Genomic DNA, 25,026 nt, shown 5'->3' with positions numbered 1-25,026 from the left:
TGGAGGAATGCCAGGCCCCGCGCCGGACGAACGGATGCGCCCGAAGGGCCGACGCAACACGCAGGGAATCCGCGTCGACCCCGAGGCCGAAGTGACCCACGAACCGCGACAGGCGGTGCTGTCGGCCCTGGTCAAACACCGACCGGGCGTCCTCTCAGAGGTGTCGGCGCTGTTTAGCCGACGGCAGTTCAACATCGAAAGCCTCACCGTCGGCCCGACAGTCGACGAGGACACAGCCCGGATGACGATCCTCATCGAGGAGCCGGAACCGGGGATCGACCAGGCGAAAAAGCAACTGCGGAAGCTCGTGCCCGTCATCTCCGTCAGGGAGCTCGAAGGCGAGGCCGTCCGTCGGGAGCTCGCGCTGGTGAAAGTCAGCGGCGAGAAGCCCGACGACATCAACGCCGTCGCCGATATGTACAACGGCCAGGCCGTCGACGCATCGACCGACTCGGTCACCGTCGAAATCACGGGCAGCAAGCAGAAGGTCGACGCCGCTATCGAGGCGTTCAAGCAGTTCGACGTGCAGGAGATCGTGCGAACCGGGGCCGCCGCACTGGAACGCGGCCCGAACACACTGGAGAAAGATGTCTGACGAATTCACCACAACAGTCTACTACGACGAAGACGCTGACGTATCGACACTCGATGACGAAACCGTAGCCGTGCTGGGCTACGGCTCACAGGGCCACGCCCACGCGCTGAACCTCCACGAATCGGGCGTCGACGTGGTCGTCGGCCTCCGGGAGGATTCCTCTTCGCGGGCCGACGCCGAGGACGCCGGCCTCCGCGTCGAGACCCCCGACGTGGCCGCCGCCGAGGCGGACCGCGTCGTGCTGCTGGTCCCCGACACGGTCCAGCCGTACGTGTACGAAGCCATCGAGGACGGACTGGACGCCGGCGACACGCTGCAGTTCGCCCACGGTTTCAACATCCACTACGGCCAGATCGAGCCGCCGGAGGACGTGGACGTGACGATGGTCGCGCCCAAGTCGCCGGGCCACCTCGTCCGCCGGACCTACGAGCGCGGTGAGGGCACACCGGGTCTCATCGCCGTCTACCAGGACGCGACCGGCGACGCCAAGGAGGAGTCCCTGGCCTACGCGAAGGGCATCGGCTGTACCCGCGCCGGCGTCATCGAGACCACCTTCCAGGAAGAGGTCGAGACGGACCTCTTCGGCGAGCAGGCCGTCCTCTGTGGCGGCGTCACCGAGATGGTCAAGGTCGGCTTCGAGACGCTCGTCGACGCCGGCTACGCGCCAGAGATGGCCTACTTCGAGTGCCTGAACGAACTCAAGCTCATTGTCGACCTGATGTACGAGGGCGGCCACATGGGCATGTGGAACTCCGTCTCCGACACCGCCGAGTACGGCGGCCTCACCCGCGGCGAAGACGTCATCGACCGCGAGGGGATGGAGAAGATACTCGAAGAGGTCCAGAACGGCGAGTTCGCCCGCGAGTGGATCAACGAGAACCAGGCCAACCGGCCGGCCTACAAGCAGTACCGCGACGCCGAACAGAACCACCAGATCGAGGAGGTCGGCGGCCGCCTGCGCGAACTGTTCGCGTGGGGCGAGGACGCCGACGCAGAGAAGACAGAAGCCCCAGCAGATGACTAACGAACGCACAGATTCGACGGACGGCGAACAGAGCGACTCACGCACAACGATGGGGAGCATCCAGCACACGCACCCGAAGACGAGTTCGACCTTCGGCGCGGTGTTTCGCCGCGGTCCGGTCGTGGCCGCCGACGGCGGCGAACGCGACGGGGAAGAGAGCGACGAGACGATGGAAGACATCGACCACGAGGCACCCGACGAAGGTGTCACTCGTGCGTACGAGCGCGGAACTGAAGGACGGGACGAGACAGTATGAGTTCGGGAACGCTGTACGACAAGGTGTGGGACCAGCACAAAGTCACGACCCTGCCGAACGGCCAGGACCAGCTGTTCGTCGGGCTACACCTCATCCACGAGGTCACCAGCCCGCAGGCGTTCGGGATGCTCAAAGAGCGCGGCCTTGAGGTCGCGCGCCCGGACCTGACCCATGCAACAGTCGACCACATCGTGCCGACCGCGAACCAGGACCGGCCCTACAGTGACGACGCGGCCGAGACGATGATGGCCGAACTCGAAGAGAACGTTCGCGACGCCGGCATCCAGTTCTCGGACCCGACGACGGGCGATCAGGGGATCGTCCACGTCATCGGCCCGGAGCAGGGCATCACCCAGCCCGGCAAGACCATCGTCTGCGGTGACAGCCACACCTCCACCCACGGCGCGTTCGGCGCGCTCGCGTTCGGTATCGGGACCAGCCAGATACGCGACGTGCTGGCCACCCAGACCATCGCGATGGAGAAGCAGAAGGTCCGCAAGATCGAGGTCACCGGCGAACTCGACGAGGGCGTCGAGGCCAAGGACATCATCCTCGAAATCATCCGCCGGCTCGGTACCGAGGGCGGCGTCGGCTACGTCTACGAGTACGCCGGCGAGACCATCGAGAACCTCGACATGGAAGGCCGGATGTCCATCTGTAACATGTCTATCGAGGGCGGCGCTCGTGCGGGCTACGTCAACCCCGACGAGACCACCTACGAATGGCTCGAAGAGACGGACTACTTCCAGGAGAATCCCGAGAAATTCGAGGAACTCAAACCGTACTGGGAGTCGATCCGCTCGGACGACGACGCCGAATACGACGACGTCGTCGAAATCGACGCCGGCGAACTGGACCCCGTCGTCACGTGGGGGACCACGCCCGGCCAGGGTATCGGCATCGACGACCCGATTCCGGAACCCGAGTCGCTGGCCGACGACAAGGTCGACACGGCCCGCCGCGCCCAGAAGCACATGCGCGTCGAGCCCGGCGAGACGATGGAAGGGTACGACATCGACGTCGCCTTCCTGGGTTCCTGTACCAACGCTCGCCTGCCAGACCTGCGCCGTGCGGCCCGCATCGTCAAGGGCCGCGAAGTCGCCGACGACGTGCGGGCGTTCGTCGTCCCCGGCAGCCAGCGCGTCCAGCGTGCCGCCGAGGAGGAAGGCCTGAAGGACATCTTCGAGGAGGCCGGCTTCGAGTGGCGCAACGCCGGCTGTTCGATGTGTCTGGGCATGAACGAGGACCAGCTGGAGGGCGACGAGGCCTGTGCCTCCTCTTCCAACCGGAACTTCGTCGGCCGACAGGGCAGCAAGGACGGCCGGACCGTCCTGATGAACCCGCGGATGGTGGCCGCCGCGGCCATCACCGGCGAGGTCTCTGACGTGCGCGACCTGAAGGAGGTGGCGCTGCAATGACCGACCCGACCGAGGATATCCCGTCTGTCGACTACGTGGAGGGGTCTGGTATCCCGATCCGCGGGAACGACATCGACACGGACCAGATCATCCCCGCGCGGTTCATGAAGGTCGTCACCTTCGACGGGCTGGGCGAGTTCGCGTTCTTCGACCTCCGGTTCGACGACGAGGACAACGAGAAGGACCATCCGTTCAACGAGGAGCGGTTCCAGGACTCGAACGTGATGGTCGTCAACGCCAACTTCGGCTGTGGCTCCTCCCGTGAGCACGCGCCGCAGGCGCTCATGCGCTGGGGGATCGACGCCATCATCGGTGAGTCCTTCGCCGAGATCTTCGCCGGGAACTGTCTCGCGCTCGGCATTCCGACGGTCACCGCCGACCACGAGACAATCAACGCACTCCAACAGTGGGTCGACGACAACCCCGACGGCGAGATAGAGGTCGACGTGCGGGCGGAGACCGTCACCTACGGTGATAACGAGGTCAACGTCAGCGTTGACCGCGCCCAGCGCGAGGCCCTCGTCGAGGGCAACTGGGACACGACGGCGCTGATGAAGGCCAATCAGAATGCTATCGAGGAGACGGCCTCGCAGTTGCCGTATCTCGATCAGACGCGGTCGGATCTCGAAGCGGACGATTAGCTATACGGCCTCTTGTAGCCGTGGCGTAAGCGTCCGGTTCGCAGAAGCGGACGATTGACGCGAGGTCGCTTTACCACCTCGGTTCGTGCGAACGGATCTTCTGTCTTGGAGATGGTAAGGCCAATAGCTGTGCGGGGCGGCGTTCGCCCATGGACGAGATCCGCGAGATACACATCGCGCCGCTGGGGCACGAACGCGACCGGATCGCCGAGCCGATTCACCAGCACAACGCTGATGACGTGTACCTCCTCACAACAACGACGGAGCCGTCACAGTTGACACCGTACCAGCAGGCACTCGTTGAGGAACTGGACGCTAACGGTGTTCGTGTCAAACTGCGCCGAACGGAGTTACACGACCTCTATGACGTGCTGGCCGAGGTCACGACGCTGACAGCCGACCATCCCGAGGACATCGTACGCGTTAACGTCTCCAGCGGGCCGAAGGTGGCGGCTATCGGCAGCGCTATCGCGTGTATGGCGACGGCAGCGACAGCATACTACGTCCATCCCGAGGAGCACGTCCCGTCGGTCTCTGCGGAGCCACTCACCCGCGGGATGGAGCGTGCGGAAGTCCTGCCGTCGTACCCCATCGAAGCGATCTCTCGGGACCAGGTCGCGGTGCTTGACTATCTCAAGCGGACCAACACGGACAGTTATACGGCAAAGAAATCGGACCTCATCGGGTTCGCCGAGGACGCCGGTCTTTCGTTCATCGACGACGCGGACCCGGCAAACGAGAAGGCGAAGTTTGCGCTGTTGAACGCCAACATCGTCGACCCGTTGGTCGAAGACGGCTACATCGAGGTCAATGATGTCGGGCGGACGAAACAGGTGGAACTGACCGAGACTGGCGAAAACGTCCTTCACGCCTTCCGGCACAAGCTCTGAAGTTCTGTCACTCAGACTGTCGTAACACGTATGAAACAGAACCTAACGTTTTCGTAGTTTCACACTGTAGTTGCATACAGTTGGGCAACGCCCCGCATGAACCACTTCTGGATAGAGGACATCAAGGTACTCCACGTCGACGACGATCCCGGCTTCGCCGAAATCGTCTCAGAGTTTCTTGAACGGGAAGATGCCGCCTTTTCCGTGGAGACCGCGACGAGTGTTGACGATGCGCTGGTGATGCTTCAGGACGGCAGGATCGATTGCATCGTCAGCGACTACGATATGCCGCGAAAGGACGGGCTGGACTTCCTGGAACTGGTCAGAGACGACTTCCCCGATCTCCCGTTTCTCCTGTTCACCGGCAAGGGGTCGGAGGAAATCGCGAGCCGGGCGATATCGGCCGGCGTTACTGACTACCTCCAGAAGGGAGCCGGAACGGAGCAGTACACCGTGTTGGCAAACCGAATCAGGAACGCGGTCCGGAGCGCACGGGCCGAAACTGCGGTCCAGCGCACTGAGGACAGGTACCACAACCTCGTCGACACTGCGCCGATCCCAATTCTCCTCTTTGACCGTGACTGGAAGGCTCTGTATGCCAATGAGGCGGCCATAGCATTCCTTGATGCGGGCTCCTTCGCAGAGATTGCCGGGAAGAAGGCGAGCGACTTCCTCCACCCCGACGAGCGGGACACCGCCAGAGAACGGTTCCAGCGGCTGATGCGCGAGGACGTCTCGGTTCCGGAAAGGGAGTACCGCGTGGTGACCGTTGAGGGCGAGGTGAAGCCAGCGACGATTGCCACTGCACCCGGCTACTACCGCGGCGAGAAGGTCGCTCAGGCGATGCTGTACCGATAACCCGGAGACGGTATTTTAGACCACTCCGTGCATCTGTTTCAGACCCCAATACTGTATCAGTAGTATCTATTGTAGCAATAGTATACACAGTATCAACTATATCTCTAGTATCAAGATAGAACCTACATAGTTACCCTCGCTACGAACAGTTGCGCACGGGTCGCCAGCGATCATCCCCAGATTCGCTTCGGCCCTCCACACGCTCACATCGTCCGCTGGTCGCCCGTGCCACTCCCCTGAACGTGTCTGCTTTCGCTCCAATCGCTGTTTTCTGCGCTGGCGCTCCGATAGAGCTACCGCTCACTCACAGGTGGTGGGTCGGTATCGACGGCGGCACTCAGAACCGATACACCGGAACCGAACCACTTTCACCAGCCGGCTACGTGCCTCCCGCTATGACACACGAGATAGCCGTTATTCCCGGCGACGGAATCGGACAGGAGGTCACACCCGCCGCGGTCGAGGTACTGGAGGCCATCGACGCCGTCGACTTCGACTTCGTCGAAGGCGAGGCCGGCGATGCAGTGAAGGCGGAGACCGGCGACGCGCTCCCGGAGGAGACGCGCGACTTGGCGGCCGACGCCGACGCGACGCTGTTCGGCGCAGCCGGCGAGACGGCAGCCGACGTCATCCTGCCGCTCCGACAAGTCGTCGGCTCCTTCGCCAACGTTCGCCCGGCCCGCTCGTATCCGGGACTCGACGCCGTTCAGCCGGACACCGACATCGTGTTCATACGGGAGAACACCGAGGGGGTCTACAAGGGCATCGAGAGCGAGATCGCCGAGGGCGTCACCACCTGTACGCGGGTCATCACCGAGGAAGCCTCCGAGAAGATCGCCGAATACGGGTTCAGCTACGCCAAGCAGAACGGCTACGACGACGTGACAATCGCCCACAAGGCGAACGTCATGCGGACCACTGACGGGCTGTTCCTCGACACCGCCTCGGCAGTCGGCGAGGACCGCGACGCGTCCTACGACACGGCGCTGATGGACGCGCTCGCGATGCACTTGGTCATGAACCCACAGGACTACGGCGTCGTCATCTGTCCGAACCTCGCCGGCGACATGCTGTCGGACCTCGCCGCCGGCCTCGTCGGCGGCCTCGGACTGCTGCCGTCGGCCAACATCGGCACGGAGAACGCGCTGTTCGAACCGGTACACGGCTCTGCCCCGGACATCGCCGGCGACGGCGTCGCGAACCCCTCGGCGATGATTCTCTCCGCCGCGATGTTGCTCGACCATCTCGGCTACGATGAGCAGGGCGATGCAGTTCGAACGGCTGTCGAGTCCGTGCTCGACTCCGGGCCTCGAACGCCGGACTTGGGCGGCGACGCATCGACTGAGGCCGTGACCGCCGCGGTTATCGACGAACTGTAGACGTTTTTCTCCCGTTCTATCTGGTCAGAAACAAGCACATCCCGATAGAAAGTGGTAAAACCGAAGCGAAACAATCACTGGTGAGAGAATGCTCCCGGCCGAGCGAAAGCGCACAATCGTCCAGTTGGTGACAGAGCGAGACGGCTGTTCAGTGTCGGAGCTGGCCGCGGAACTCGAGTTCTCGAAGGCGACGATACGCCGCGACCTCCGAGACTTGGAGTCACAAGGCCGCATCAAGCGGTCCCACGGCGGTGCAGTTCCGGCGTCCTCCGCCGGGACCGAACGACCGTACGGCCAGCGCGAGGTTGACCACTACGCGGAGAAACAGGCTATCGGTGAGCGGGCCGCACAGGAAGTCCGCGAGGGCCATGTGGTCTGTTTCGATGCGGGCTCGACGACGATGGAAGTCGCTCGCGCGATTCCGGACACGGACTACGTCGCGGCAACGAATATGCCGGAACTCGCCACTGAAGTGGCCGAGCGAGACGTCGATGCGAAGCTCACCGGTGGGAGTCTCCGACCGCGGACCCGGGCGCTCGTCGGCCCGATGGCCGAACGAGCCATCGGACGAATGAACTTCGACCTGCTGTTTCTGGGGACGAACGCTCTCGACAGCGCCGCCGGGCTGTCGACGCCAAATGAAGACGAGGCAGCCGTCAAGGAAATCATGGTCGAGCGGGCCCGCCGAGTCGTACTGGTCGCCGACGAATCGAAGTTCGGCGACCGGAGTTTCGTCAGCTTTGCCGATCTGGACCAGGTCGACCTGCTGGTCACTGACGCCAGCCCGTCAGGGGCGCTCGCCGCGGCACTCGCGGACGCCGACGTGACCGTCGAGGAGGTCAGCACATGATTGTCACCGTAACGTACAACCCTGCAGTCGATCAGACGATCCAGTTCGACGAACAGATGGCCCCCGACCGCGTCATGCGGGCCGACAGCGCGCAGTTCGACGCCGGTGGCAAAGGGATCAACGCCGCGCAGTTGCTCACCGCCATGGACCGGCCCTGCGTCGCGACCGGACTGCTGGGCGGGTTCACCGGGTCGTTCATCAGAGAGACGCTACAGGATGACGGCGTCGAGACGGCCTTCGTGGACGTGGACGGGACGACGCGGCTCAACACCACCGCTATCGCGGCCGCGGAGGAGTACAAGCTGAACCAGGCCGGGCCGACCGTTGACGAGTCGGTCGTCGACGCGCTGCTCGAACAGGTGCGAGCGCAGTCTCCCGACCGCGTGCTCGTCGGTGGGAGCCTACCGCCGGGGCTGTCCCCCGACGCCATCGACCGCATCGCGGCCGGCGGTGACTGGGAGACAATCGTCGACACCGGCGGCGACGTCCTTCGGGAGCTCGACGCCCAGTACGCCCTCTGTAAGCCGAATCGCGCCGAACTCGGCGACGCGACCGGGGCCGACGTCTCCACCGTGGAAGGGTGTGCAGACGCGGCGGACACGTTCCGAGAACGCGGCTTCGACCGGGTGCTAGCCTCCCTCGGCGCGGACGGTGCTGTCCTCGTCGGCGATGCGGGCCGACTGTACGCTGAGGCGCTCGATATCGACGTGGTCGACACCGTCGGGGCCGGTGACGCGCTCCTCTCGGGCGTCTTGAGCGCCTGGGAGGCCGGTGCAGACGACGAGACGGCGCTCCGGACCGGCGTGGCCGTCTCCTCGCAGGTCGTCCAGCGGGCCGGGACGGCCGTTCCCGACCTCGACGACATCGACTCGGTCCGGGACGGCGTGACGGTACGGCGGCTGTAGCGGGCAGAAAAAGCGTCGGAGAAATCGGAGACAGCGACTCAGAACTTTTCGAGGTAGTCGTCGACGAACGCGCGCACGTCTGTCAGCGACGGTTGGTCCGCGGTCCGGACGAAGTAGCCGGCGACGGCGTTGCCGACGACGACGGCAGCGGTGGGCGGGAGGTCGACGATGCGGGCCAGCCCTAGGCCGGCATTGAAGTGATCGCCCGAACTGGTTGTCAGCTCCGGGTCCGAAACGGCTGGCACGGCGACGCTGTCGGTGCCATCCGGAGAGACGGCGACCGAGCGCTCGACGCCGTGGCCGACGAACCAGGTCGGCTCCAGGGCCTCAAACACTGCTTCGGCGTCCTCGGTGAACGACCGCTCGGCCTCGCCGGCGTAGGCGTCCGCGAGGACGCCCGTCTCGGCCCGATTCGACGAGACTACGACGTCGGTTACTTCGTCCAACCGGGCGATGGCTTCCCGACCGGCACGCAGGCGGTCGGCGTCGAGCTTCCGCACGTCGCCGGGGTCGACGAGCACGGTCTCGGGCGGATCATCGATGTCACCCCACAGGTCGCGGAGGCCGTCGAAGATGGTCGGCAGGTCCGGCGTCTCCGACCAGTAGCCGGTCCCTAACAGGCTCGCGCCGTCGAGCGTCTCGGCCAGTCGGTCGTGGCCGAAGGCCGCGTCGAGTTCAGCCCAGTCCAGCGACATCGTGTCGCCGATCTCGGTGAGCATGAGCTTCCCGTCGTCGAACTCGACGGCGTCGGTGACGCCGGGCTCGCCCAGCGAGTGGAGGTCGTAGTCGCCGAACTCCGCCTCGAAGGCGTCGTGGACCGGGTCGCCGTACATCCCGACCATGACGGGGTTGAACGACCAGCCGCCGAAGGCCCGTGCGAGGTGGCTAGTGTGACCGCCGGTCCGGTTGCCCTGCTGGAGCCACTCGAAGGAGAGGGAGCTGTCGGCGGCGACGGAGCGCTCGATGCGGTCCCCAAAGCCCTCCAGCGTGGCGAGACGCTCGTGGCTCTCGGGGTCGATGCGGTCGGCGACGACTTCCCGGACGCGGTCGAGGTAGCCGTCGAAGCCGAACACGACCGGGCCGGTGTCGATAGCGTCGGGAAGCGCGTCGCTGGCGGGCAACGCCTCGTCCGCTGCAGCGACGGCTCGGCGCGTCTCCTCGTCCATGGCCTACAGAACGTCGTCGGTCGTCGCGTCCTCGAAGATGACGCCTTCGAGCTTGTCCAGGATGTCGTAGGGGTCATCGCGCTGCCAGACGTTGCGGCCGACGGCGAGGCCGGCGACGCCGACGTCCATGCAGTCCTCGACGAGTTCGAGGAAGTCACGGTCGGAGGTCTTCGACCCGCCCGAGAGCAGGACGCGGTTGTCCGCCGCCGAGCGGACGGCGTGGGCCATCGCCTCCTTGTCACGGGGGTACTTGACCTTCGTGAAGTCGGCCCCGAGTTCCAGCCCGATGCGGGCCGCGTAGGCGATGGTCGAGGGACTCCGATGCTCCTTGATGGCCTGGCCGCGCGGGTACGACCACATCGCAATCGGCAGGTCGTGGTCGCGGGCGTTCTCCTGGACCGGACGGAAGTCCTCGAACATGTCGGTCTCGCGGTTGACGCCCGGGTAGATGGTGTAGCCGATGGCGTCGGCACCGAGTTCGGCGGCGTAGTCGACCGACCAGTTCTGGGGCGAGTACGGGTCGCCCATCCAGAGGTCCGAGCCGCCGTTGAGCTTCGCCAGCAGGTTCACGTCGTCCTCGTAGCTCGGATAGTACGTTTCGGCGAGGCCCTTCCCAACAGCCAGCGCCGTCACGGCGTCGTGGGTCGCCATCTCGAACACTTCACGGGGGTCGAGGCGCTCCTCGACGCCGCTGAACTGCTTGGGACCGTGTTCCAGCCCGTGGTCGTGTGCTAGCACCAGCGTCTTGTCGTTCCGTACGAGCGGTGAGTCACCCAGTGGTCGCATGTGTCGTGTTTCTACCGAGAACGACCATTAACCGTTTTCGGTTCTGATTTGTTACTACTGTTCGCGTTCGTTTTTGATTGAGGGCGGGAATTAAGTGTGTTCCAGTGAAAGGTTCGCATATGCCATCCGTGGAACTGGACGCGGAGACGGTGGACCGTCTCGACGACCTTCGCGTCGAAGACGAGTCATACAACGACGTCGTAACGGAACTCATCAACATCTACGAGGCCGAGGAGCTAACACTGTTCCACGGCGGCGAAGAATACTAGCGCTGGGCCTGCTCGCAAACGGACTTCCAGCGCCCGTTCGACTCCAACTTCTCCTGCAGTTGCTCAGCGTAGGCCTGCGCGAGGCGTGCTGCCTCTTCTTCCTGTTGTTTGTTCCCGCCACCGGATCCGCCGAGGCCGAGGGCGTCCTTGACACCCGAGAGTAGCCCGCCGCCCGAGCCGCCGCTGTCCCCGCCGGGCCCCCCCATCGGACTCTGGTTCGCGACCCGTTCCATCTCCGGCATCACGCTGGAGAGTTTCGACGTATCGGCGACGATCCGCGCCGCATCGGGGTCGCCCGGGTTCTCGATTTCGAACTCGACGGCAGTCATCACCAGCCCCCACTGCTGGCTGGAGAACGACGACGCTTTGACCTGCTCGTTGAACCGTTGATCGACCGCCATCCGCTCGCCGGCGATGCGGTCGGTCCAGTCTGAGTCACTCATACCCACCTGTTTGCGGGCCGGCGGTATGAGCGTTTCCCGCTCCTCCGGTGTTTTATGGTAAAACGTACCGTTTCTGGGGTGACTGTCGCGTCTCAGATTGAGGCTACTGTTCTGTGCTATTGTCTTCAAAACGGTTCCAATATGTTAAGTTAGCCCACGATATACTTGCATCTCAATGACTACTGAGTTTGGGACAGGGCAGGCAACGGGGGACTCGGGAGATGCCGCAGCTATGGACGCCATACGGGAGGCCATGGCCGACATCTCGGCCAGCGATCCTGACTTTTGTCAGATTTTCTGCTCCCCAACATACGATTACGAGGCGGTGCTGTGGGGGGCTCGAAGTGTTGTCGGATCAGATACCGAAATCGTGGGCTGTTCGTCCTCCGGGGAGTTCACTGAATCCGGTTCGGGGAACGGAACTGTCACAGTCGGCGTCGTTTCCTCGGACTCGATGCGGTTCTTCTCCAGCCTCTCGACCGAACTCAGCGCTGATCCCGAGCGCTGTCTGTTCGAAGCCGTTCACGACCTCCCTGCGAGCGAGGACCCAGCTGTCAAGGGATATCCGCATCGGACGATCATCAACCTTCACGACGGTATGGCTGGAATCGGAAACAAGGTCACTCGGCTCACAGAGCAGTATCTGGACGACGAGGAGACGCCGGTCGTCGGCGGATCTGCGGGTGACGACCTCCAGTTGGAGCAGACCCACGTCTTCCGGAACGACCGGGTCGAGACGGACGCTGTCGTCCTCGCACTCATCGCTGCAGAGGACCCGCTCCCGGTGACAGTCAACCACGGCCACGAACCGATCTCCGAGGCGATGACGGTGACCCGAGCAGAGGGAAGCACCGTGTACGAACTCGACGGCAGACCCGCGTTCGAGGCCTGGCGGGACGCGATTCGGGAGGACGCGATGGAGACATACGATATCGATGTCGACGAACTGGAAGCGGGATCGGAAGATCTCGTCATGTTGCTCGGCCGTTACGAACTCGGTATCGAGTCGGAACCGGAAGCCGATGCCGACGGACTCGCCTCCCGAATCAAGACCTTCATCGAGAGCAAGCTCATCTCGACGACGGGATACAACATCCGATGGCCGGGCCATACAACCGACACCGAGGGGCCGTTGGATTTCGCTGTCAGTGTCTCCGAGGGGACGGAAGTACGGGTGACACATAGCAATAAATCCGATCAGGTGTATGCGGTCCGGAACGCCGCCAACAATGCGGTCAATGAACTCCGCGGCGGAAACGTCGCGGGCGGGTTCGTGTATGACTGCGCCTGCCGTGCGATGATTCTCGGCGACGACTTTGACGACGCCGTCGACACGATTCACAGCGCTATCGACGCGCCCTTCGCCGGCTTCGAAACCTACGGGGAAGTCTGTTCGGCCGACGAGGATTACACGGGCTATCACAACACGTCCTCAGTCATTCTGCTGTTCCCGGAGTGACGACTACAGGCCTGTTACCAGCAAGGAATAAACGCCACCCCTCTGTTCCTGCCCGCTCAGACGCCGGACTCGATAGTGATTTCGGCGTGTAGCTCGTCCTGCAGCGCCGAGTGGACGTGACAGATGTCCTCGGCGAGTTCGATGATATCCTGCTCCTCGTCGGCGAGTGACTCCTCGACCTCGACGTGGAAATCGATGGACTCCAGGTCGTCGTCCTCGTCGAGTTCCGCGGCGACGTCCACGTTGACGCTGCCGATGTCCTCGTGGCCGTACTTGTCTGCGGCGACGCGTAGCGCCGGAATGTAGCAGGAGGCGTAGTCGGCGGCCAGCACCTCGTTCGGCGACGGTCCGTTCTCGCTCAGCGCATCGACGATGAGCTCCCACTCGCCGTTGATGACGCTCTCTACTGTGTAGCCTTCTTCGCATGTACTCTCGACTTCGATATCTGCCATAGCAATCCTGTGGACACAGCCCTCCCCCTAAACAGTTCCTGCGTGGCATTTTTGCCCAGGGGTGCGAAACGCAGTAACTCACCAGCGTAGCACCGGGATACCGCAGGTAGACCGGCTGGTCGGCCACTGCCGAAAGGTAATACACCTCCAGCCCGTATGAACGGGCAATGGAACACCTCGCACCGTCGAACGTGCCGGTGTATGCCACGCGGGACCACCAGCGCGAGATCTGGGAGCGGTGTCGGGACCGGGGACAGCCAGTCCTCGCTGTCAGGGACGCGACACGGGGGTTCATCGTCCGGTACGACCTCCAACATCTATCCTACGAACTCTCGGACGCCACTGTTCAAGCGCTCCGGGACCGTGTCCGGTCCCGCCGACCATATCCGACGACGACGGACCCGATCTCGGAGACGGAGGGCCTCGGCGGCGAGGCCGGCCCGGTATCCGGCGAACTCCACGCGGATACAGAACAGGCTGCCAGAGAACTGTCCTCGCACATCTCAGGGTTCGTGCTGGACCGGTCGAACTGGCGGTAGTACCGAAACAACGCGGCTGAGGATTTTTCCCACAGCCGTGCCTTGGGTTCGTATGGCAGTCGCCCGACACGAAACCGGTCCGTTTGCGACCGTGAGTGCCCTCGCCTCGCAGGTGCATCCGGTGTTCATGCTGCCACCGCTTGCGACCTCGCTGTTCGGGGGGTTGCTCTCCGGCGGGTTCTGGCCACCGGTGGCAGCGCTCCACGCGGGCGCGATGTTCTTCGCTGTCTACACGGCCCACGTCAAGGACGGCTACGTCGATTTCCACATCCGCGGCGAGGACGACGATCATCCCCTCACTGCTTCGGGCTGTCGCATGGCACTGATCGGTGCCGGGGTCGGCTTCGCGCTCTGTACGGGAGCTATCTGGCTGCTGGTCGGTCCCGGTGCGGCGCTGCTGACGCTGCCGACCTGGGTTATCGGCTACACCCACGCGCCACAACTGGATATGAACCCCATTGGTGCGACGATGGGCTACCCGACAGGTATCGCGCTATCGCTGCTGGGGGGTTACTACGCCCAGGTGACGACGCTGACACCGCGTGCTGTCGGTCTCGCGGCCGTGTTCCTGCTGTTGCTGACCGGCATCAAGATCATCGACGACGAACAGGACTACGACTATGACCGGTCGATACAGAAACGGACCGTTGCCGTCGTCCTGGGCCACCAACGCGCTCGGCGGCTCGCGCTGGGCCTGTTCGGCGCGGGTCTTCTCGGAATCGTCGGGCTGTCCGTGGCATTACCTGGGGTCCCGCCGAGTGCTGCAGCGGCTGCGGTCGTCTTCGGTGCAGTCGCGGCTATCGCCCAGCGAGGTGACCCCGAGACTGCGACGATGCTGCTGATTCGTGGATCGTATCTCCTGTTGGCCGTCCTCGTTACCGCTGTCTGGTTCCGCCCGCTAGCGTGAGGCTGTGGCTGTGCTGCCGGTTGCTCGTCCGCTGGCCGCTCGAAACTGCCATCATGCGAGCTGCTTCTCGTCGGTCAGCCCGAAATATGTGTGAGGACGTGGGTCGCCGAGACGACCAGCGAGATCGTCAGCATCGAGACTGCCATGACACCGGCGACGACGGGCGAGAGGTTCCCCGAGAGGCCACCGACTGCGAGCAGTACGGCGGCAATGCTTGTACAGACCAGCAGTGCCAGATGGACGAACAGCCACGGGCCGACACGGCGGAGTGAATCGAGCAGCGTCTCGACTCCCGACGACTGCGTTGGCCGGACTCGCTGGCCGGGCCTGTAGTACTCCGCGGCAGTCCCGTAGCCTGTGCTTCCTCCACGGGTCTGGGTGGGCTGCTGTGTCGATTTCGCCGTTGCCTCACCCGTCTTCTCCGTATCGGCCCGCTGGTCGACGTACTGCTGTGCGATGTCACTGACACCGCCCGTGGCTGTGCCTCCGTCCGCGCCGCTGTCGACGTGCCTGTTGACGTATGCGTCGTGGCCGAGCCGGTCATATCGCTCTCGCTCGGCCTCGTCCGTGAGCACGTCCTTCGCCTGTGTGAGGCGCTTGAACCGTTCTCCCGCAGCAGGGTCGTCACTCACGTCCGGGTGATGCGTTTTCGTCTGCTCCCGGTAGGCGCGGACTATCGTCTCTTCGGTGGCATCTGGGTCCACCCCCAGAATACCGTAGAACGTCGCTTCCATACACACCCCTGTGTATTTGTTCAGTTGGACGAGGTGTATAATAAGGTATCCACTCCCTCACGTCACGATATCGCTCGTCTGTCACCGAGTCGCCGGACTGAAACTGCGTGGTCACCACCGGTTCTGTATGGACGACGACACCGAAGACTGGGCAGCGCAGTTGGAGGCCAACCGGGACGAGAAAGACCGCTTCTTCGCGGAGCACCGCCAATCGCCGATTCCGCCGGAGGAGCGCGACGACTTCGACGGCCTCAGCTACTTCGACCCGGACCCCGACTATCGGGTCGAAGCGACGGTTACGGTCCACGAGACGCCGGAGTCGGTCGATCTGGAGACGAGCGACGACCGAACGGTACGCTATCTCCACGTCGCAACGCTCTCGTTCGACCTCGATGGCGAGTCTCGGGAACTCCACGCGTTCCGGCAGGCCGCCGACGAGTCACGGACGCTCTTTGTTCCGTTCCGGGACAAGACCACTGGCCAGCAGAGCTACGACGGTGGCCGGTACATGGAACTGGAACCCGACCGCGACCTGAGCACCGGCGACGAGATTACGCTGGATTTCAACCTCGCGTACTCGCCGTTCTGTGCCTACAGCGATACGTTCTCCTGTCCGTTACCGCCGGAGTCGAACTGGCTCGAAACCGCGGTGACAGCCGGGGAGCGGATCGACTGAACGCGGTCGCGATACCGATACCAAACGAATTGTTTACACATCGCCACGACCAAGGCAGTGTATGGCAACGGCGACCCGCGACCGTCCGGTTCTGCAGGCCTTCCAGTACGGGTTTACGCTTTTTTCGGCGCTCTCGCTGGGTGTGATAGGACTCGGGTTCGGCTCAATCCTGCTTCTCACCATCGCTTTTTCCCTATCACTCGGCACAGGAGTACAGATAACGCAAGTACAGACGCTCGTGCTGGGGCTGATAACGGTCCAGGGAATCGGCTGCCCGGCCATCGCATACACGTACATCAAACTCAGGCCGGTGATCAGAGCGAAGCTCCGCGAGATGTTCTCTTATGCGCCAGACACCGGTGCATTCAGTATCGGCATTTCTGTGCCGAGTCTCCGTGAAGCCGGCATCGTTGTGCTGGGCTACGCCAGCGCGATGGTCGGGCTCGTGGTGGTGGCCGCTGTCATCACGACGCTCGTCTCGATGTTCGGGATCGAAACGGCAACCAATCAGGCCGCGGAGATCGGGATGGAGAACCCCGATGTCCTCCTCCTGCTGATTCCCGCCTCGTTCCTCCTCATCGGCCCTGGCGAGGAACTACTGTTCCGCGGCGTCGTTCAGGGCCGCATCCGAGACTACTTCGGCCCGATTTCGGGCGTCACCATCGCGAGCGTCATCTTCGCTGGCATTCACTACCCTGCCCTCAGCGGTGGGTCGGTCACGGGGAAACTTGTCGGGGTGTGCGCCCTCCTCATTCCGTCGCTCATCCTCGGTACAACCTACGAGTACACGGACAACATTGTCGTTCCGTCACTCATCCACGGCGCGTACAATGCCACGCTGTTTACTGGCCTGTACGTCACCGTGAAATTCAGTGGTGAACTCTCGTCCGCCGCGGGTGTCATCAGTCGCAGCGGGTTCTGACTAGCCCCTGTCACAGCAGGCCTGTTCTGTCTGTCGTTTGAAAATCATATGACTGGTTGCTCGGCCTGTACACGCAGAGGAAAACGATGGCTATATTCTATGGGAACTTCTAACAGGCGATTTCTTCCCCTAGATGTGCTTTCCCTCCGAACTAGCACTCTATCAATCACTCGTGTTTTCACCCAATGACAGGCAATACATTGATTATATTACTTTGAAATGACAACCGTCGTATTACTGTTTTTGCACAATATCTAAACATATTGTTGGTTCAGTGCGCATCTTACATGTCGATGACGAACCGGACTTTGCCGATCTAACTGCGACATATCTCGAGCGGACCATGGATTCGTTCACCGTCGACACCGCGATATGGGCCGACGAGGTCATCACGGACCGCCCGCGGGACACGTATGACTGTATTATCAGCGACTACGATATGCCTGGATTGAACGGGCTGAAGTTCCGCGAACGGATTCGTGAGGACGCATCGAAGCTTCCGTTTCCGACGCTCTCAGCACATAGCTACGTCTTTACTCCAGTAGTAGAATATCGCCCGGAACACTACCGGGCGAGTTTCTACTAGTAGGCTCGGTGTAACTAGAATCAACCGTTCTATATCTTTCATCCCGTTAATTGGACAGAGTTGTCGAAATGTGCATCTCTGATGGCAGGGCGGCTGGAGTACGTGCGCTACAAGCGATAGATGTTCTCTTATCGAAACGTTGTCGAAAGTTGCCTGCAAGATATAGAGGATAAGTTCAGCATAGCGCTGTGCTTTCTTTCACCACCTCGACGCTGAACGAACTGCTCACTAAACCTGCGTACCTATCGTTGTGAATTCTATCGGTTGCATTTATATTTTCGGCGTCCTGTTGAATACTGCCGCATAGTCAGCCCTGGGTAACTTCTGAATCTGGGTCTCGATAATCACTCAACAGGGATGGTGAACTCAGCATGAACAACTTACCCTTCCAGTATTTTGTTGGTAGCTAAACTGTAGCACTACAAATTTGTGTCCCGCTCTATAATCTATCTCGTTTCTTCACTTGGTGCGCGGGGTGTGTTCTTCTGGACGCTTTGCAGTCCCTGTGTGGCCTTCTTTTTCGAAGAGTAGCCCTGTCCGCTATCGGCGATTATATTCCCGTTGTCGTGGCGGAGTCGCCAGCGCCATTTTTCTCCCGCATCCTCAAATAGTTCGAATGTCGTGTTACTTCCGTGTCCTTCGGGTACTTCTTCATCCTTTGATTGGTCGATTACATAGGCATCAGGTGCGTTGTTCCTGACGCTTTCGAGTCCCTGCTTGACCTTCTGTTTCGAAGCGTAACCTTGGCCACTGTCAGCGATAATGTTTCTGTTCTGGTGGACGAGTCGCCAGCGATAGTCGCCAGTGTTGTCGGTGTAGACTTCGAACGTGGCCTTGCTTGCGGCAGTACCCGTCTCAATGCCAACTTCCTCTTCGACTCGGTCGGGTCCTGACACAAGAGAACCATCATCGTATTCGGGTTCATGTTCATGGTCTATTTCTGGACCGGCAGACACGCTATGGTCTTCGCTATCGGTGCCAAACAGATCATGATACTGCGCTACTCGATAGGCTGCAAAAAGCGCGAAGAGGACCGGCACACCGACGAAGAAGAGAACGATCGCGTCCGTTCTGGTATATGGGCCAGGGAATCCATTCCCGACGTATCGGGGGAAAACAGTAAGCAATAGTGGGACGATGAGCAGTACTCCTGCGATCACCGCAGCAACTGCTTGTCTGGACGAACGGGTGATATTCATGCGTTCACCTCTACTTTTGTATCGATATCCGGTGGTGCATCAGCAGCGTCGGATTGCCAATTGTTCGTAGACCACTCTATTGCCCGTCGAACCCGCTCGTTGGCGCTGATGAACTGGTTCGAAACGCCCTGCGCCTCTACAAATCGCAGTCGCCCGAGTAACCCTGCCATATTGGCATTTTGGATGCCGAGACCAGGACGCCGGTTCACTTCCAACACCATCGGTCCTTGGTCAGCATCGAAGACGATATCCACGCCAGTATACCCAAATCCGGAGGCTATTGCCGCTCTTGACGCAGTTGTAAGTACGTCTTGCCAATCTGGAATTGTAAACGACAGTGAGGCACCTGTATCCGGGTGCTGACTAACGTATCGATCCTGTGTTTGCTGGTACCCACCGGATGCCTTGCCCGACGAGATGTCGATAGCGACAGCTACTGCGCCAGTGTGGATATTGGCGGTCCCCTTCGACTCGTCGGTTGGAAGTCGTGTCATTGCCATTATTGGGAACCCATGTAGTGTTATTACGCGAAGATCAGGCACACCACTCTTGATACGGTCTGCCAGAAGACTCTCCGGGGTGACGAGTGCCTCAACGAGCGCGCTGGTTTTAGCCCCATAATCCGCTGTCCCACCAACACAGATTTTCCGTGTATGAGAAGTTATCTCGTCAGCTGTCAGGTTGCCTCGATTTGTTCTGAATTCCCCGTCGTCTCCTTCTCGTCCCCTAACAACGAGAACGTCTCTCCCACCCATTCCGTCGATTGGTTTCACAACGAATCTATCACGCTTTTTCAATAGAGCACGAAACTCTTCCAAGTCCGACTCTGTCTCAACGATTAGGAATGTCTCTGGTGTCGGTATATTGAGACCGTGGAGGAATTGTTTCATCCGGCTTTTATTATAAAGTCCCATGAGAGGAAGTGGATTGTATCGGCTGACGTAGTCCCGATTTCGGACACGCATCGTGAGTACGTCTGTTTTGTTGTCGGCTTCCAGAGCCCGCTTTAGAACGCGGAATCTAGTATATTCAGCCAGTCGAATATTAGTACTGGCTCCAAGTAAGATATTGACACCAACGAGCGCAACCCACAATTCAGGCGTTCTAATTACTGCGTTCACAAGCGGTTCATAGCCTGCCACCACGAACGCTACAGCTACGCCAACCACTGTGAACGTTAGTCGTCGAGATGCGGGTGCCCAACCGTCTTCAGCAGTTCCTTGTATGAATCGTTCGGCGTACCAGGTTGTGAGAATTATAGGGAACAAAAGTAGTGTTGTTAACGGTGGAACACCCTGTATTTGACCGACAATTTGTAAGACAATTGTAGCGATACTTGCAATTACCAGTAATGATGCAACGCGGTGTGCAGTACCTAAATCTGACCCGCTCAAAGCTATGCGAGCGGTGGCTGTGACGATGAAGACGTATCCAATCAGAATAAAACCCCAAAATGGACCGACTTCAAGCCAGGCGAACGCAAGGATCACCGGACCAAAGACACCTAACGTCGAGTAACCAAGTTCATTCCGAAAGATAGCGAGCGCGGTCCCCCCAATCATCAACTGAAATGCAAACGGGATTGATTCTGCGACCGGAATCACTTCAGTAGCATAGAGCCGCATAAAGAGTGCGATGATTGCTAACACGAACAGCAAAATTGCTGCAGGTATATGCTGCTTCAAGTCTTTTTGCTTCGATTTAAACACATCGTGTATATGTTTGCTCACCAATTAAGTGTTGCTTAACATTAGGTAGAATTCATTACATTATTTCAACAAATGTTTATATCGATAATGCTACAGCATTGGCGACTTTATTTTGAACACAGAATACCAGCGGTAGGAACGCGCGATTCTCAGACGCTAGCTCTGAAAGAACCAGCGACAAAGTGCTGCACTCATCCCCTGTATCTCACTGGCGACTTCGAATATATTTTTGAATAGTTTACGCTTTTGCGATACATCGTTCATCTGTACTGACCGAGCTGAACTGCCCCGAACGGACTGGGTAATCGTATAAGACTCGCGCCTTGTATCTTGCACGGTCATCGAAAGCCGACTGATGTCAGTAATCCCGGCAGACCTCATTCCTGGATCGTTATCATCGCCATTTTCCGATACCCGGCAAGAAAGAGTGGCTACTACGGGTGAATCCCATTCAACGGTAGTCTCTGACTGAAGTGATTTATATTATTCTTAGACTATTCTAATAGCATACTCGAAATGTGCGCCCGGAACACTAACGTCCGGCATCATCCTCGGCGGTGTGCCACGTCAGCCGGCAAACCCTCGTGCCGGGCGGGTGATTACGGCGTAATCACCGAACGCCCAGACGGTGCAACCGTCTGGCGGGTCGTCGTAAGACGACCGGATGCGGTATGAACCGCGGTCATGTCGCGTGCCCGGGTTCTCCGGGTCGTCATCGTCCCGGTGACGGGTCTCAGCCGGGGATTGAAGGCACGCACTAGCAGTTTGCCGGTCGCACACCTAAGGGTGACGTTCAGACAGCGTAGTCGTCCTCGCGCAACTGGACGTACTTGCCGTTGCGGTAGGAGAACTTCCCCCACTTGTAACCGAGGACCATCTTAATACCGTTGAAGCCGCCACGGAGCGCCGCATCGGCCTTGATTCCGCGGGCGTCCATCAGGTCGTTGGCGGTAGTAAAGGCTCGGTCCCAGTCGTTGGGTCGCCAGTCTCGGACCATGTCCGCGAAGGTGACGTTCCGGAGGATTTCGTCGCCGATGGCGTCGTGCCAGGCATCGTTGTACCGTTCGAGGCGGTCGTTTGCGGCGAGGCGGCCGGCGATACGCCCGGTTCGAACGGCGACGTGATCGCCGCCCTCATGGAACGCCGACGTAGTCCCCATTGCACCACCGGCCACAGCGATGCCGGCACCCACTGGGGACTCTATCGGCCGAGTCGAGGAGATGGGATACGTCTCCGTCCCCTTCGATTTCCCGCGGTCTTCGACGAGTGGGAAATCGTCGAGGTCGTACGCCTGAAACTCCCGTTCAAGCAGTCGCTCGATGTACTGCCGGCCCTGTGGAATGCTGTCGTCGCTCGCTCTGAGCAGGTCCCAGTCGCTGCGGTCGTAGGCGTCGATGTCCAAGCCGATGGGCATCGTGAGGCCGATGCGCGCGACCGGGGCGTCGTTCGGGAAGATCCACGGGTACGCTGTGTGGCCGGGCATGATACCCCACCAGAACTCGATGAACTCCGGTGTGAACAGTTCCTCGGGCATCCGGCGGTGCTCCTGATAGGCGATGTGGTTGACCTTGTTCGACGGCATGATATCGGCCATTGTCTGTCCGGCCGGGAGGAACTGGTCGAGCGTACCGCCGGTGATAGTCCGCTGTGGGCCGTCGGCGAGAATCACGTACTCGGCGGCGATGTCCTCGCCGTTGGCCAGGCGAACGGTGTGTCGCGGTGAACTCCGGAGGTCGGTGTCGACGCCGGTGACGCTGACGCCGACGCGGTAGTCTGCCCCTGCTTCCGTCGCCCGCTCGCGGAGCCAGTCGTCGAACCGCGCCCGGTGGAACGTGATGCCGAAGCCATCGGCGCTAGAGCTGATACCGGTCTCCGTGAGCGTCATCTCCGTCGAGGGGCCGTAGAACTTCGCCCCGTCGAGTTCGCTCAACACTACGTCCTCGGGGAACTCCGACCGCGGAATACCCATGATGTCGAACCAGTAATCCAACAGCCCGGCGGCGTCCGTCGAGTCCGGCCCCGTCCCCTCGCGGTCGGCTCTGGGGACCCCCTTTTCGAGGAGGACGGCGTCGGCCCCGTGGTCGGCTGCAGCCTCGGCCGCCGACGACCCGGCCGGGCCACCACCCACAATGGCGACGTCTACGTGTTCCATACCCGCTACGGCGTCCCGCGCCCGCTAAAACCTATTGTCTTGCATCGGATTCGCGGTCTGACGCCCCGATGTGTCTGCACTGGAGCGCACTACGCGCTACGGTTCCGATACTACGTCGGCGAGTGACACGTCGTGTTCTTCCAGCCGTTCGACGGCCCGCTGGTACGCCTCGCTCTCCGCAAGCGCTGTGGCCCGTACAGCGTCGGCAACCGTTGCTCGGCGGTCGGCAAGTCCCAAGAGTTCCCGACGGTGCGTCTCGTACTCGCATCGGGCACGAACTGTCGAGAGTACCGACAACAGGGTATCCCGGTCAGCGGGCTTTCTGAGATACGAATCGACGGGGATATCCAGAATATCCACGTCCGGCTTGACGCTACTGATCATTACGACCGCAGGGGTAACTGACCGCTGTCGAAGTCTTGTGGCGACGGCTTCGCCGTTCAGTTCCGGCATCTGGCGATCCAGCAGTACCGCATCAACAGAGTCATCGATCCGCTGTAACCCCGTCCGGCCGTCTCCAGCCTCTATAACCTCGTATTCCCCCGGAAGCCAAAGTTTGTAGAGCTGTCTATAGTCCTTATCATCATCGATCACCGCAACGCTAGTCGGTCTCCCCATTCCTTCGAGGTTATACGCTGGTCATCCTACAAATATGCTAAGATATCGGCGAACTATTACTACAAATTTTACTAATTCGTGCTGGTATTTCTCCTGTTCTCTAACTATTGTTAAAACAACACTATTCCTGGCATGCGATCGACGGACTGCCGGCACCGTTTTGAGGCCCCCGCGTGGAACAGCCGGTATGGCTCCGCACGCAACAGGAGGGGTTCAATGGCCGATATCGTCCTGACCCGATACGCCGTTCACGGAATGCCGGCCGACCAGTACGCGGCAGCGCTCCGGGAGCGACTGCCGGAGTGGGATATCGCCGTCGCAGAGACGCCCGAGGCCGAGCGGGACTTGATCGCGGATGCGACAGTCCTGACCGGCAACGACCTCTCACCGGAGTTGGTCGATGCTGCCGACTCGCTGCAGCTGTTTGCAGGGACATACGCTGGATACGACCATCTCCCACTCTCGGAACTGGCGGACCGCGACATCGCGCTTACGACGGCCTCCGGCGTCCACGGCCCGAACGTCGCCGAGAACGTCGTCGGCTCGTGGCTCGCCTTCGCTCGGGGCTTCTTCACCGCTCGTCGCCACCAGCGCGACCACGTCTGGCAGTCGTTCCACACTGACGACTTCGCCGGCAGCCGTGTCTGCATCGTCGGCCTCGGCGAAATCGGCGAGGCCATCGTCGACCGCGTGCAGGGATTCGACGTGGAGACCGTCGGCGTCCGCCACTCCCCGGAGAAGGGCGGCCCGACCGACGAGGTGTACGGCTTCGACGAGATTCACGAGGCGGTCGCCGGCACAGAGTACATCGGACTCGCCTGCCCGCTCACTGACGAGACACATCACCTCATTGATGATGAGGTGTTCCAGACGATGCACCCCGACGCGGTGCTCACCAACGTCGCCCGTGGCCCGGTCGTCGACACCGACGCGCTGGTCAGTGCGCTCCAGCGTAACCACATCGACGGTGCGGCCCTGGACGTGACCGACCCCGAACCGCTGCCCGGCGACCACCCGCTGTGGGGCTTCGAGAACGTCCTCATCACGCCCCACAACGCCGGCCACACACCGAGCTACTACCAGCGACTGGCCGACATCGTAGCGGAAAACGTCCAGCGAGCCGAGCAGACCGGCGAGTGGGACGGCCTCCGGAATCAGATCGAACTCTAATTACTGCTGGCTGGCGAGATAGCCAGCCCGTGCCTCGTACACCAGATAGAACACCAGTGCCACAGCGAACACAGCTCCCAGTAGCTGTACGACCGTGACACCCCCGACAGTTGTCTGTCCGACGGTTTCCTGCAAGACGAAACCCACAGCAACCATCGCCGCAAGTCCGACGAACCGCCAGCGGGCAGCGACCGGAATCGTCTCGCTATCACCCGCAAGAGCGAGGTACAGGTGTACACCACCGAAGATGAGGAAATACGTGCCTGCAAAAAGCGCGACAGAGCCGAGCGGTCCGAGCGGAAACACGAATTGGCTGAGCACCGAGAGAACGATGGCCACGCTCACCAGTCCGATTTGAAGCTTCGTTTCGCGGGAAACCATGCGCTGGTGGTCGAGCCTGGGCGTGAAAAAATATCGGACTGA

Annotated in this window: 28 protein-coding genes; 18 read left to right on the top strand and 10 right to left on the bottom strand. The window is 61.1% G+C overall.

Annotated features, from left to right (window positions below):
• Window positions 1–7 precede the first annotated feature (7 nt).
• The 10 genes from ilvN to pfkB all read left to right on the top strand — a co-directional run bounded on the left by ilvN (window position 8) and on the right by pfkB (window position 8,816).
• Window positions 8–595: an acetolactate synthase small subunit gene (gene ilvN, locus C444_RS12545; protein ID WP_004593270.1), complete on the top strand. Its 588-nt coding sequence runs from the start codon at window positions 8–10 to the stop codon at window positions 593–595.
• Window positions 588–1,619, top strand: a complete 1,032-nt coding sequence (gene ilvC, locus C444_RS12540; protein WP_004593268.1) for a ketol-acid reductoisomerase — start codon at window positions 588–590, stop codon at window positions 1,617–1,619. The genes ilvN and ilvC overlap by 8 nt, the downstream gene beginning before the upstream one ends.
• On the top strand, window positions 1,612–1,875 hold the full coding sequence (locus tag C444_RS12535; protein WP_004593266.1) for a hypothetical protein: 264 nt from the start codon (window positions 1,612–1,614) through the stop codon (window positions 1,873–1,875). The genes ilvC and C444_RS12535 overlap by 8 nt, the downstream gene beginning before the upstream one ends.
• The gene (gene leuC, locus C444_RS12530) at window positions 1,872–3,293 is read left to right on the top strand and encodes a 3-isopropylmalate dehydratase large subunit (RefSeq protein ID WP_004593264.1); all 1,422 of its coding nucleotides are present in this window, start codon (window positions 1,872–1,874) and stop codon (window positions 3,291–3,293) included. Before C444_RS12535 ends, leuC begins: the two co-directional genes overlap by 4 nt.
• Window positions 3,290–3,934 carry a 3-isopropylmalate dehydratase small subunit gene (gene leuD, locus C444_RS12525; protein WP_004593262.1) on the top strand — a complete coding sequence of 215 codons (645 nt, stop codon included), beginning with the start codon at window positions 3,290–3,292 and terminating at the stop codon, window positions 3,932–3,934. Before leuC ends, leuD begins: the two co-directional genes overlap by 4 nt.
• A gap of 149 nt (window positions 3,935–4,083) precedes the next feature.
• Window positions 4,084–4,824 carry an HFX_2341 family transcriptional regulator domain-containing protein gene (locus C444_RS12520; protein WP_004593260.1) on the top strand — a complete coding sequence of 247 codons (741 nt, stop codon included), beginning with the start codon at window positions 4,084–4,086 and terminating at the stop codon, window positions 4,822–4,824.
• A 96-nt stretch (window positions 4,825–4,920) separates the two neighbouring features.
• Entirely contained in the window at window positions 4,921–5,682 is a 762-nt protein-coding gene (locus tag C444_RS12515; protein WP_004593258.1) for a response regulator, read from the top strand.
• A 395-nt stretch (window positions 5,683–6,077) separates the two neighbouring features.
• The gene (locus C444_RS12510) at window positions 6,078–7,061 is read left to right on the top strand and encodes an isocitrate/isopropylmalate dehydrogenase family protein (protein WP_004593256.1); all 984 of its coding nucleotides are present in this window, start codon (window positions 6,078–6,080) and stop codon (window positions 7,059–7,061) included.
• Between the two features lie 88 nt (window positions 7,062–7,149).
• The gene (gene glpR, locus C444_RS12505; RefSeq protein WP_004593253.1) at window positions 7,150–7,911 is read left to right on the top strand and encodes an HTH-type transcriptional regulator GlpR; all 762 of its coding nucleotides are present in this window, start codon (window positions 7,150–7,152) and stop codon (window positions 7,909–7,911) included.
• Window positions 7,908–8,816: a 1-phosphofructokinase gene (pfkB, locus tag C444_RS12500; protein WP_004593252.1), complete on the top strand. Its 909-nt coding sequence runs from the start codon at window positions 7,908–7,910 to the stop codon at window positions 8,814–8,816. Before glpR ends, pfkB begins: the two co-directional genes overlap by 4 nt.
• A gap of 38 nt (window positions 8,817–8,854) precedes the next feature.
• Here pfkB and C444_RS12495 read toward each other — a convergent pair whose 3' ends face one another.
• Window positions 8,855–9,982: a hypothetical protein gene (locus C444_RS12495; RefSeq protein WP_004593250.1), complete on the bottom strand. Its 1,128-nt coding sequence runs from the start codon at window positions 9,980–9,982 to the stop codon at window positions 8,855–8,857.
• A gap of 3 nt (window positions 9,983–9,985) precedes the next feature.
• On the bottom strand, window positions 9,986–10,768 hold the full coding sequence (locus C444_RS12490; protein WP_004593248.1) for a class I fructose-bisphosphate aldolase: 783 nt from the start codon (window positions 10,766–10,768) through the stop codon (window positions 9,986–9,988).
• 119 nt (window positions 10,769–10,887) lie between these two features.
• Between C444_RS12490 and C444_RS22360 the strand changes: the two genes are divergently transcribed.
• Window positions 10,888–11,037, top strand: coding sequence for a DUF7557 family protein (locus tag C444_RS22360; protein WP_004593246.1), 150 nt, complete (start codon window positions 10,888–10,890; stop codon window positions 11,035–11,037).
• Here the strand turns inward: C444_RS22360 and C444_RS12485 are convergent.
• Complete coding sequence (locus C444_RS12485; protein ID WP_004593244.1) at window positions 11,034–11,480, bottom strand: DUF5799 family protein; 447 nt, start codon at window positions 11,478–11,480, stop codon at window positions 11,034–11,036. The two genes, C444_RS22360 and C444_RS12485, sit on opposite strands and share 4 nt — an antisense overlap.
• A 175-nt stretch (window positions 11,481–11,655) precedes the next feature.
• Between C444_RS12485 and C444_RS12480 the strand changes: the two genes are divergently transcribed.
• Window positions 11,656–12,939 carry an FIST N-terminal domain-containing protein gene (locus C444_RS12480; protein WP_049909477.1) on the top strand — a complete coding sequence of 428 codons (1,284 nt, stop codon included), beginning with the start codon at window positions 11,656–11,658 and terminating at the stop codon, window positions 12,937–12,939.
• Window positions 12,940–12,995: 56 nt separating this feature from the next.
• On the opposite strand, the gene C444_RS12475 is transcribed toward C444_RS12480, so the two are convergent.
• Window positions 12,996–13,391: an OsmC family protein gene (locus tag C444_RS12475; RefSeq protein ID WP_004593241.1), complete on the bottom strand. Its 396-nt coding sequence runs from the start codon at window positions 13,389–13,391 to the stop codon at window positions 12,996–12,998.
• Window positions 13,392–13,558: 167 nt separating this feature from the next.
• Between C444_RS12475 and C444_RS12470 the strand changes: the two genes are divergently transcribed.
• Both C444_RS12470 and C444_RS12465 read left to right on the top strand, forming a co-directional pair.
• Window positions 13,559–13,930 carry a hypothetical protein gene (locus tag C444_RS12470; RefSeq protein ID WP_004593238.1) on the top strand — a complete coding sequence of 124 codons (372 nt, stop codon included), beginning with the start codon at window positions 13,559–13,561 and terminating at the stop codon, window positions 13,928–13,930.
• A 52-nt stretch (window positions 13,931–13,982) separates the two neighbouring features.
• Window positions 13,983–14,837 (top strand): UbiA family prenyltransferase, encoded by an 855-nt coding sequence (locus C444_RS12465; protein WP_004593237.1) that lies wholly within the window; start codon window positions 13,983–13,985, stop codon window positions 14,835–14,837.
• Window positions 14,838–14,911: 74 nt separating this feature from the next.
• Here the strand turns inward: C444_RS12465 and C444_RS12460 are convergent, their stop codons facing one another.
• Window positions 14,912–15,571 carry a DnaJ domain-containing protein gene (locus C444_RS12460; protein WP_004593236.1) on the bottom strand — a complete coding sequence of 220 codons (660 nt, stop codon included), beginning with the start codon at window positions 15,569–15,571 and terminating at the stop codon, window positions 14,912–14,914.
• A 127-nt stretch (window positions 15,572–15,698) separates the two neighbouring features.
• On the opposite strand from C444_RS12460, the gene C444_RS12455 reads away from it, so the two are divergent.
• From C444_RS12455 to C444_RS12445, 3 genes are all read left to right on the top strand, one after another.
• Complete coding sequence (locus C444_RS12455; protein WP_004593234.1) at window positions 15,699–16,247, top strand: DUF1684 domain-containing protein; 549 nt, start codon at window positions 15,699–15,701, stop codon at window positions 16,245–16,247.
• 61 nt (window positions 16,248–16,308) lie between these two features.
• Window positions 16,309–17,169 (top strand): CPBP family intramembrane glutamic endopeptidase, encoded by an 861-nt coding sequence (locus C444_RS12450; RefSeq protein ID WP_004593232.1) that lies wholly within the window; start codon window positions 16,309–16,311, stop codon window positions 17,167–17,169.
• A 274-nt stretch (window positions 17,170–17,443) separates the two neighbouring features.
• Window positions 17,444–17,755: a response regulator gene (locus tag C444_RS12445; RefSeq protein WP_004593230.1), complete on the top strand. Its 312-nt coding sequence runs from the start codon at window positions 17,444–17,446 to the stop codon at window positions 17,753–17,755.
• A 446-nt stretch (window positions 17,756–18,201) separates the two neighbouring features.
• On the opposite strand, the gene C444_RS21290 is transcribed toward C444_RS12445, so the two are convergent.
• The 4 genes from C444_RS21290 to C444_RS12425 all read right to left on the bottom strand — a co-directional run bounded on the left by C444_RS21290 (window position 18,202) and on the right by C444_RS12425 (window position 23,433).
• Window positions 18,202–18,954, bottom strand: a complete 753-nt coding sequence (locus C444_RS21290) for an HVO_2922 family protein (RefSeq protein ID WP_080509707.1) — start codon at window positions 18,952–18,954, stop codon at window positions 18,202–18,204.
• Window positions 18,951–20,663, bottom strand: a complete 1,713-nt coding sequence (locus C444_RS12435; RefSeq protein WP_004593224.1) for a sugar-transfer associated ATP-grasp domain-containing protein — start codon at window positions 20,661–20,663, stop codon at window positions 18,951–18,953. The genes C444_RS21290 and C444_RS12435 overlap by 4 nt, the downstream gene beginning before the upstream one ends.
• Window positions 20,664–21,456: 793 nt before the next feature.
• Window positions 21,457–22,815 (bottom strand): NAD(P)/FAD-dependent oxidoreductase, encoded by a 1,359-nt coding sequence (locus C444_RS12430; RefSeq protein WP_004593222.1) that lies wholly within the window; start codon window positions 22,813–22,815, stop codon window positions 21,457–21,459.
• A gap of 96 nt (window positions 22,816–22,911) precedes the next feature.
• A complete protein-coding gene (locus C444_RS12425; RefSeq protein WP_049909475.1) occupies window positions 22,912–23,433 on the bottom strand; it encodes a response regulator in 522 nt (173 codons plus the stop codon).
• 216 nt (window positions 23,434–23,649) lie between these two features.
• Between C444_RS12425 and C444_RS12420 the strand changes: the two genes are divergently transcribed.
• Window positions 23,650–24,603: a D-2-hydroxyacid dehydrogenase gene (locus tag C444_RS12420; RefSeq protein ID WP_004593219.1), complete on the top strand. Its 954-nt coding sequence runs from the start codon at window positions 23,650–23,652 to the stop codon at window positions 24,601–24,603.
• Here the strand turns inward: C444_RS12420 and C444_RS12415 are convergent, their stop codons facing one another.
• Window positions 24,604–24,984 (bottom strand): hypothetical protein, encoded by a 381-nt coding sequence (locus C444_RS12415; RefSeq protein WP_004593218.1) that lies wholly within the window; start codon window positions 24,982–24,984, stop codon window positions 24,604–24,606.
• Window positions 24,985–25,026: the final 42 nt, after the last annotated feature.

It is taken from the genome of Haloarcula japonica DSM 6131, from assembly GCF_000336635.1.
Taxonomy (GTDB): domain Archaea; phylum Halobacteriota; class Halobacteria; order Halobacteriales; family Haloarculaceae; genus Haloarcula; species Haloarcula japonica.
This window is presented reverse-complemented; position numbering and strand designations above follow the sequence as displayed.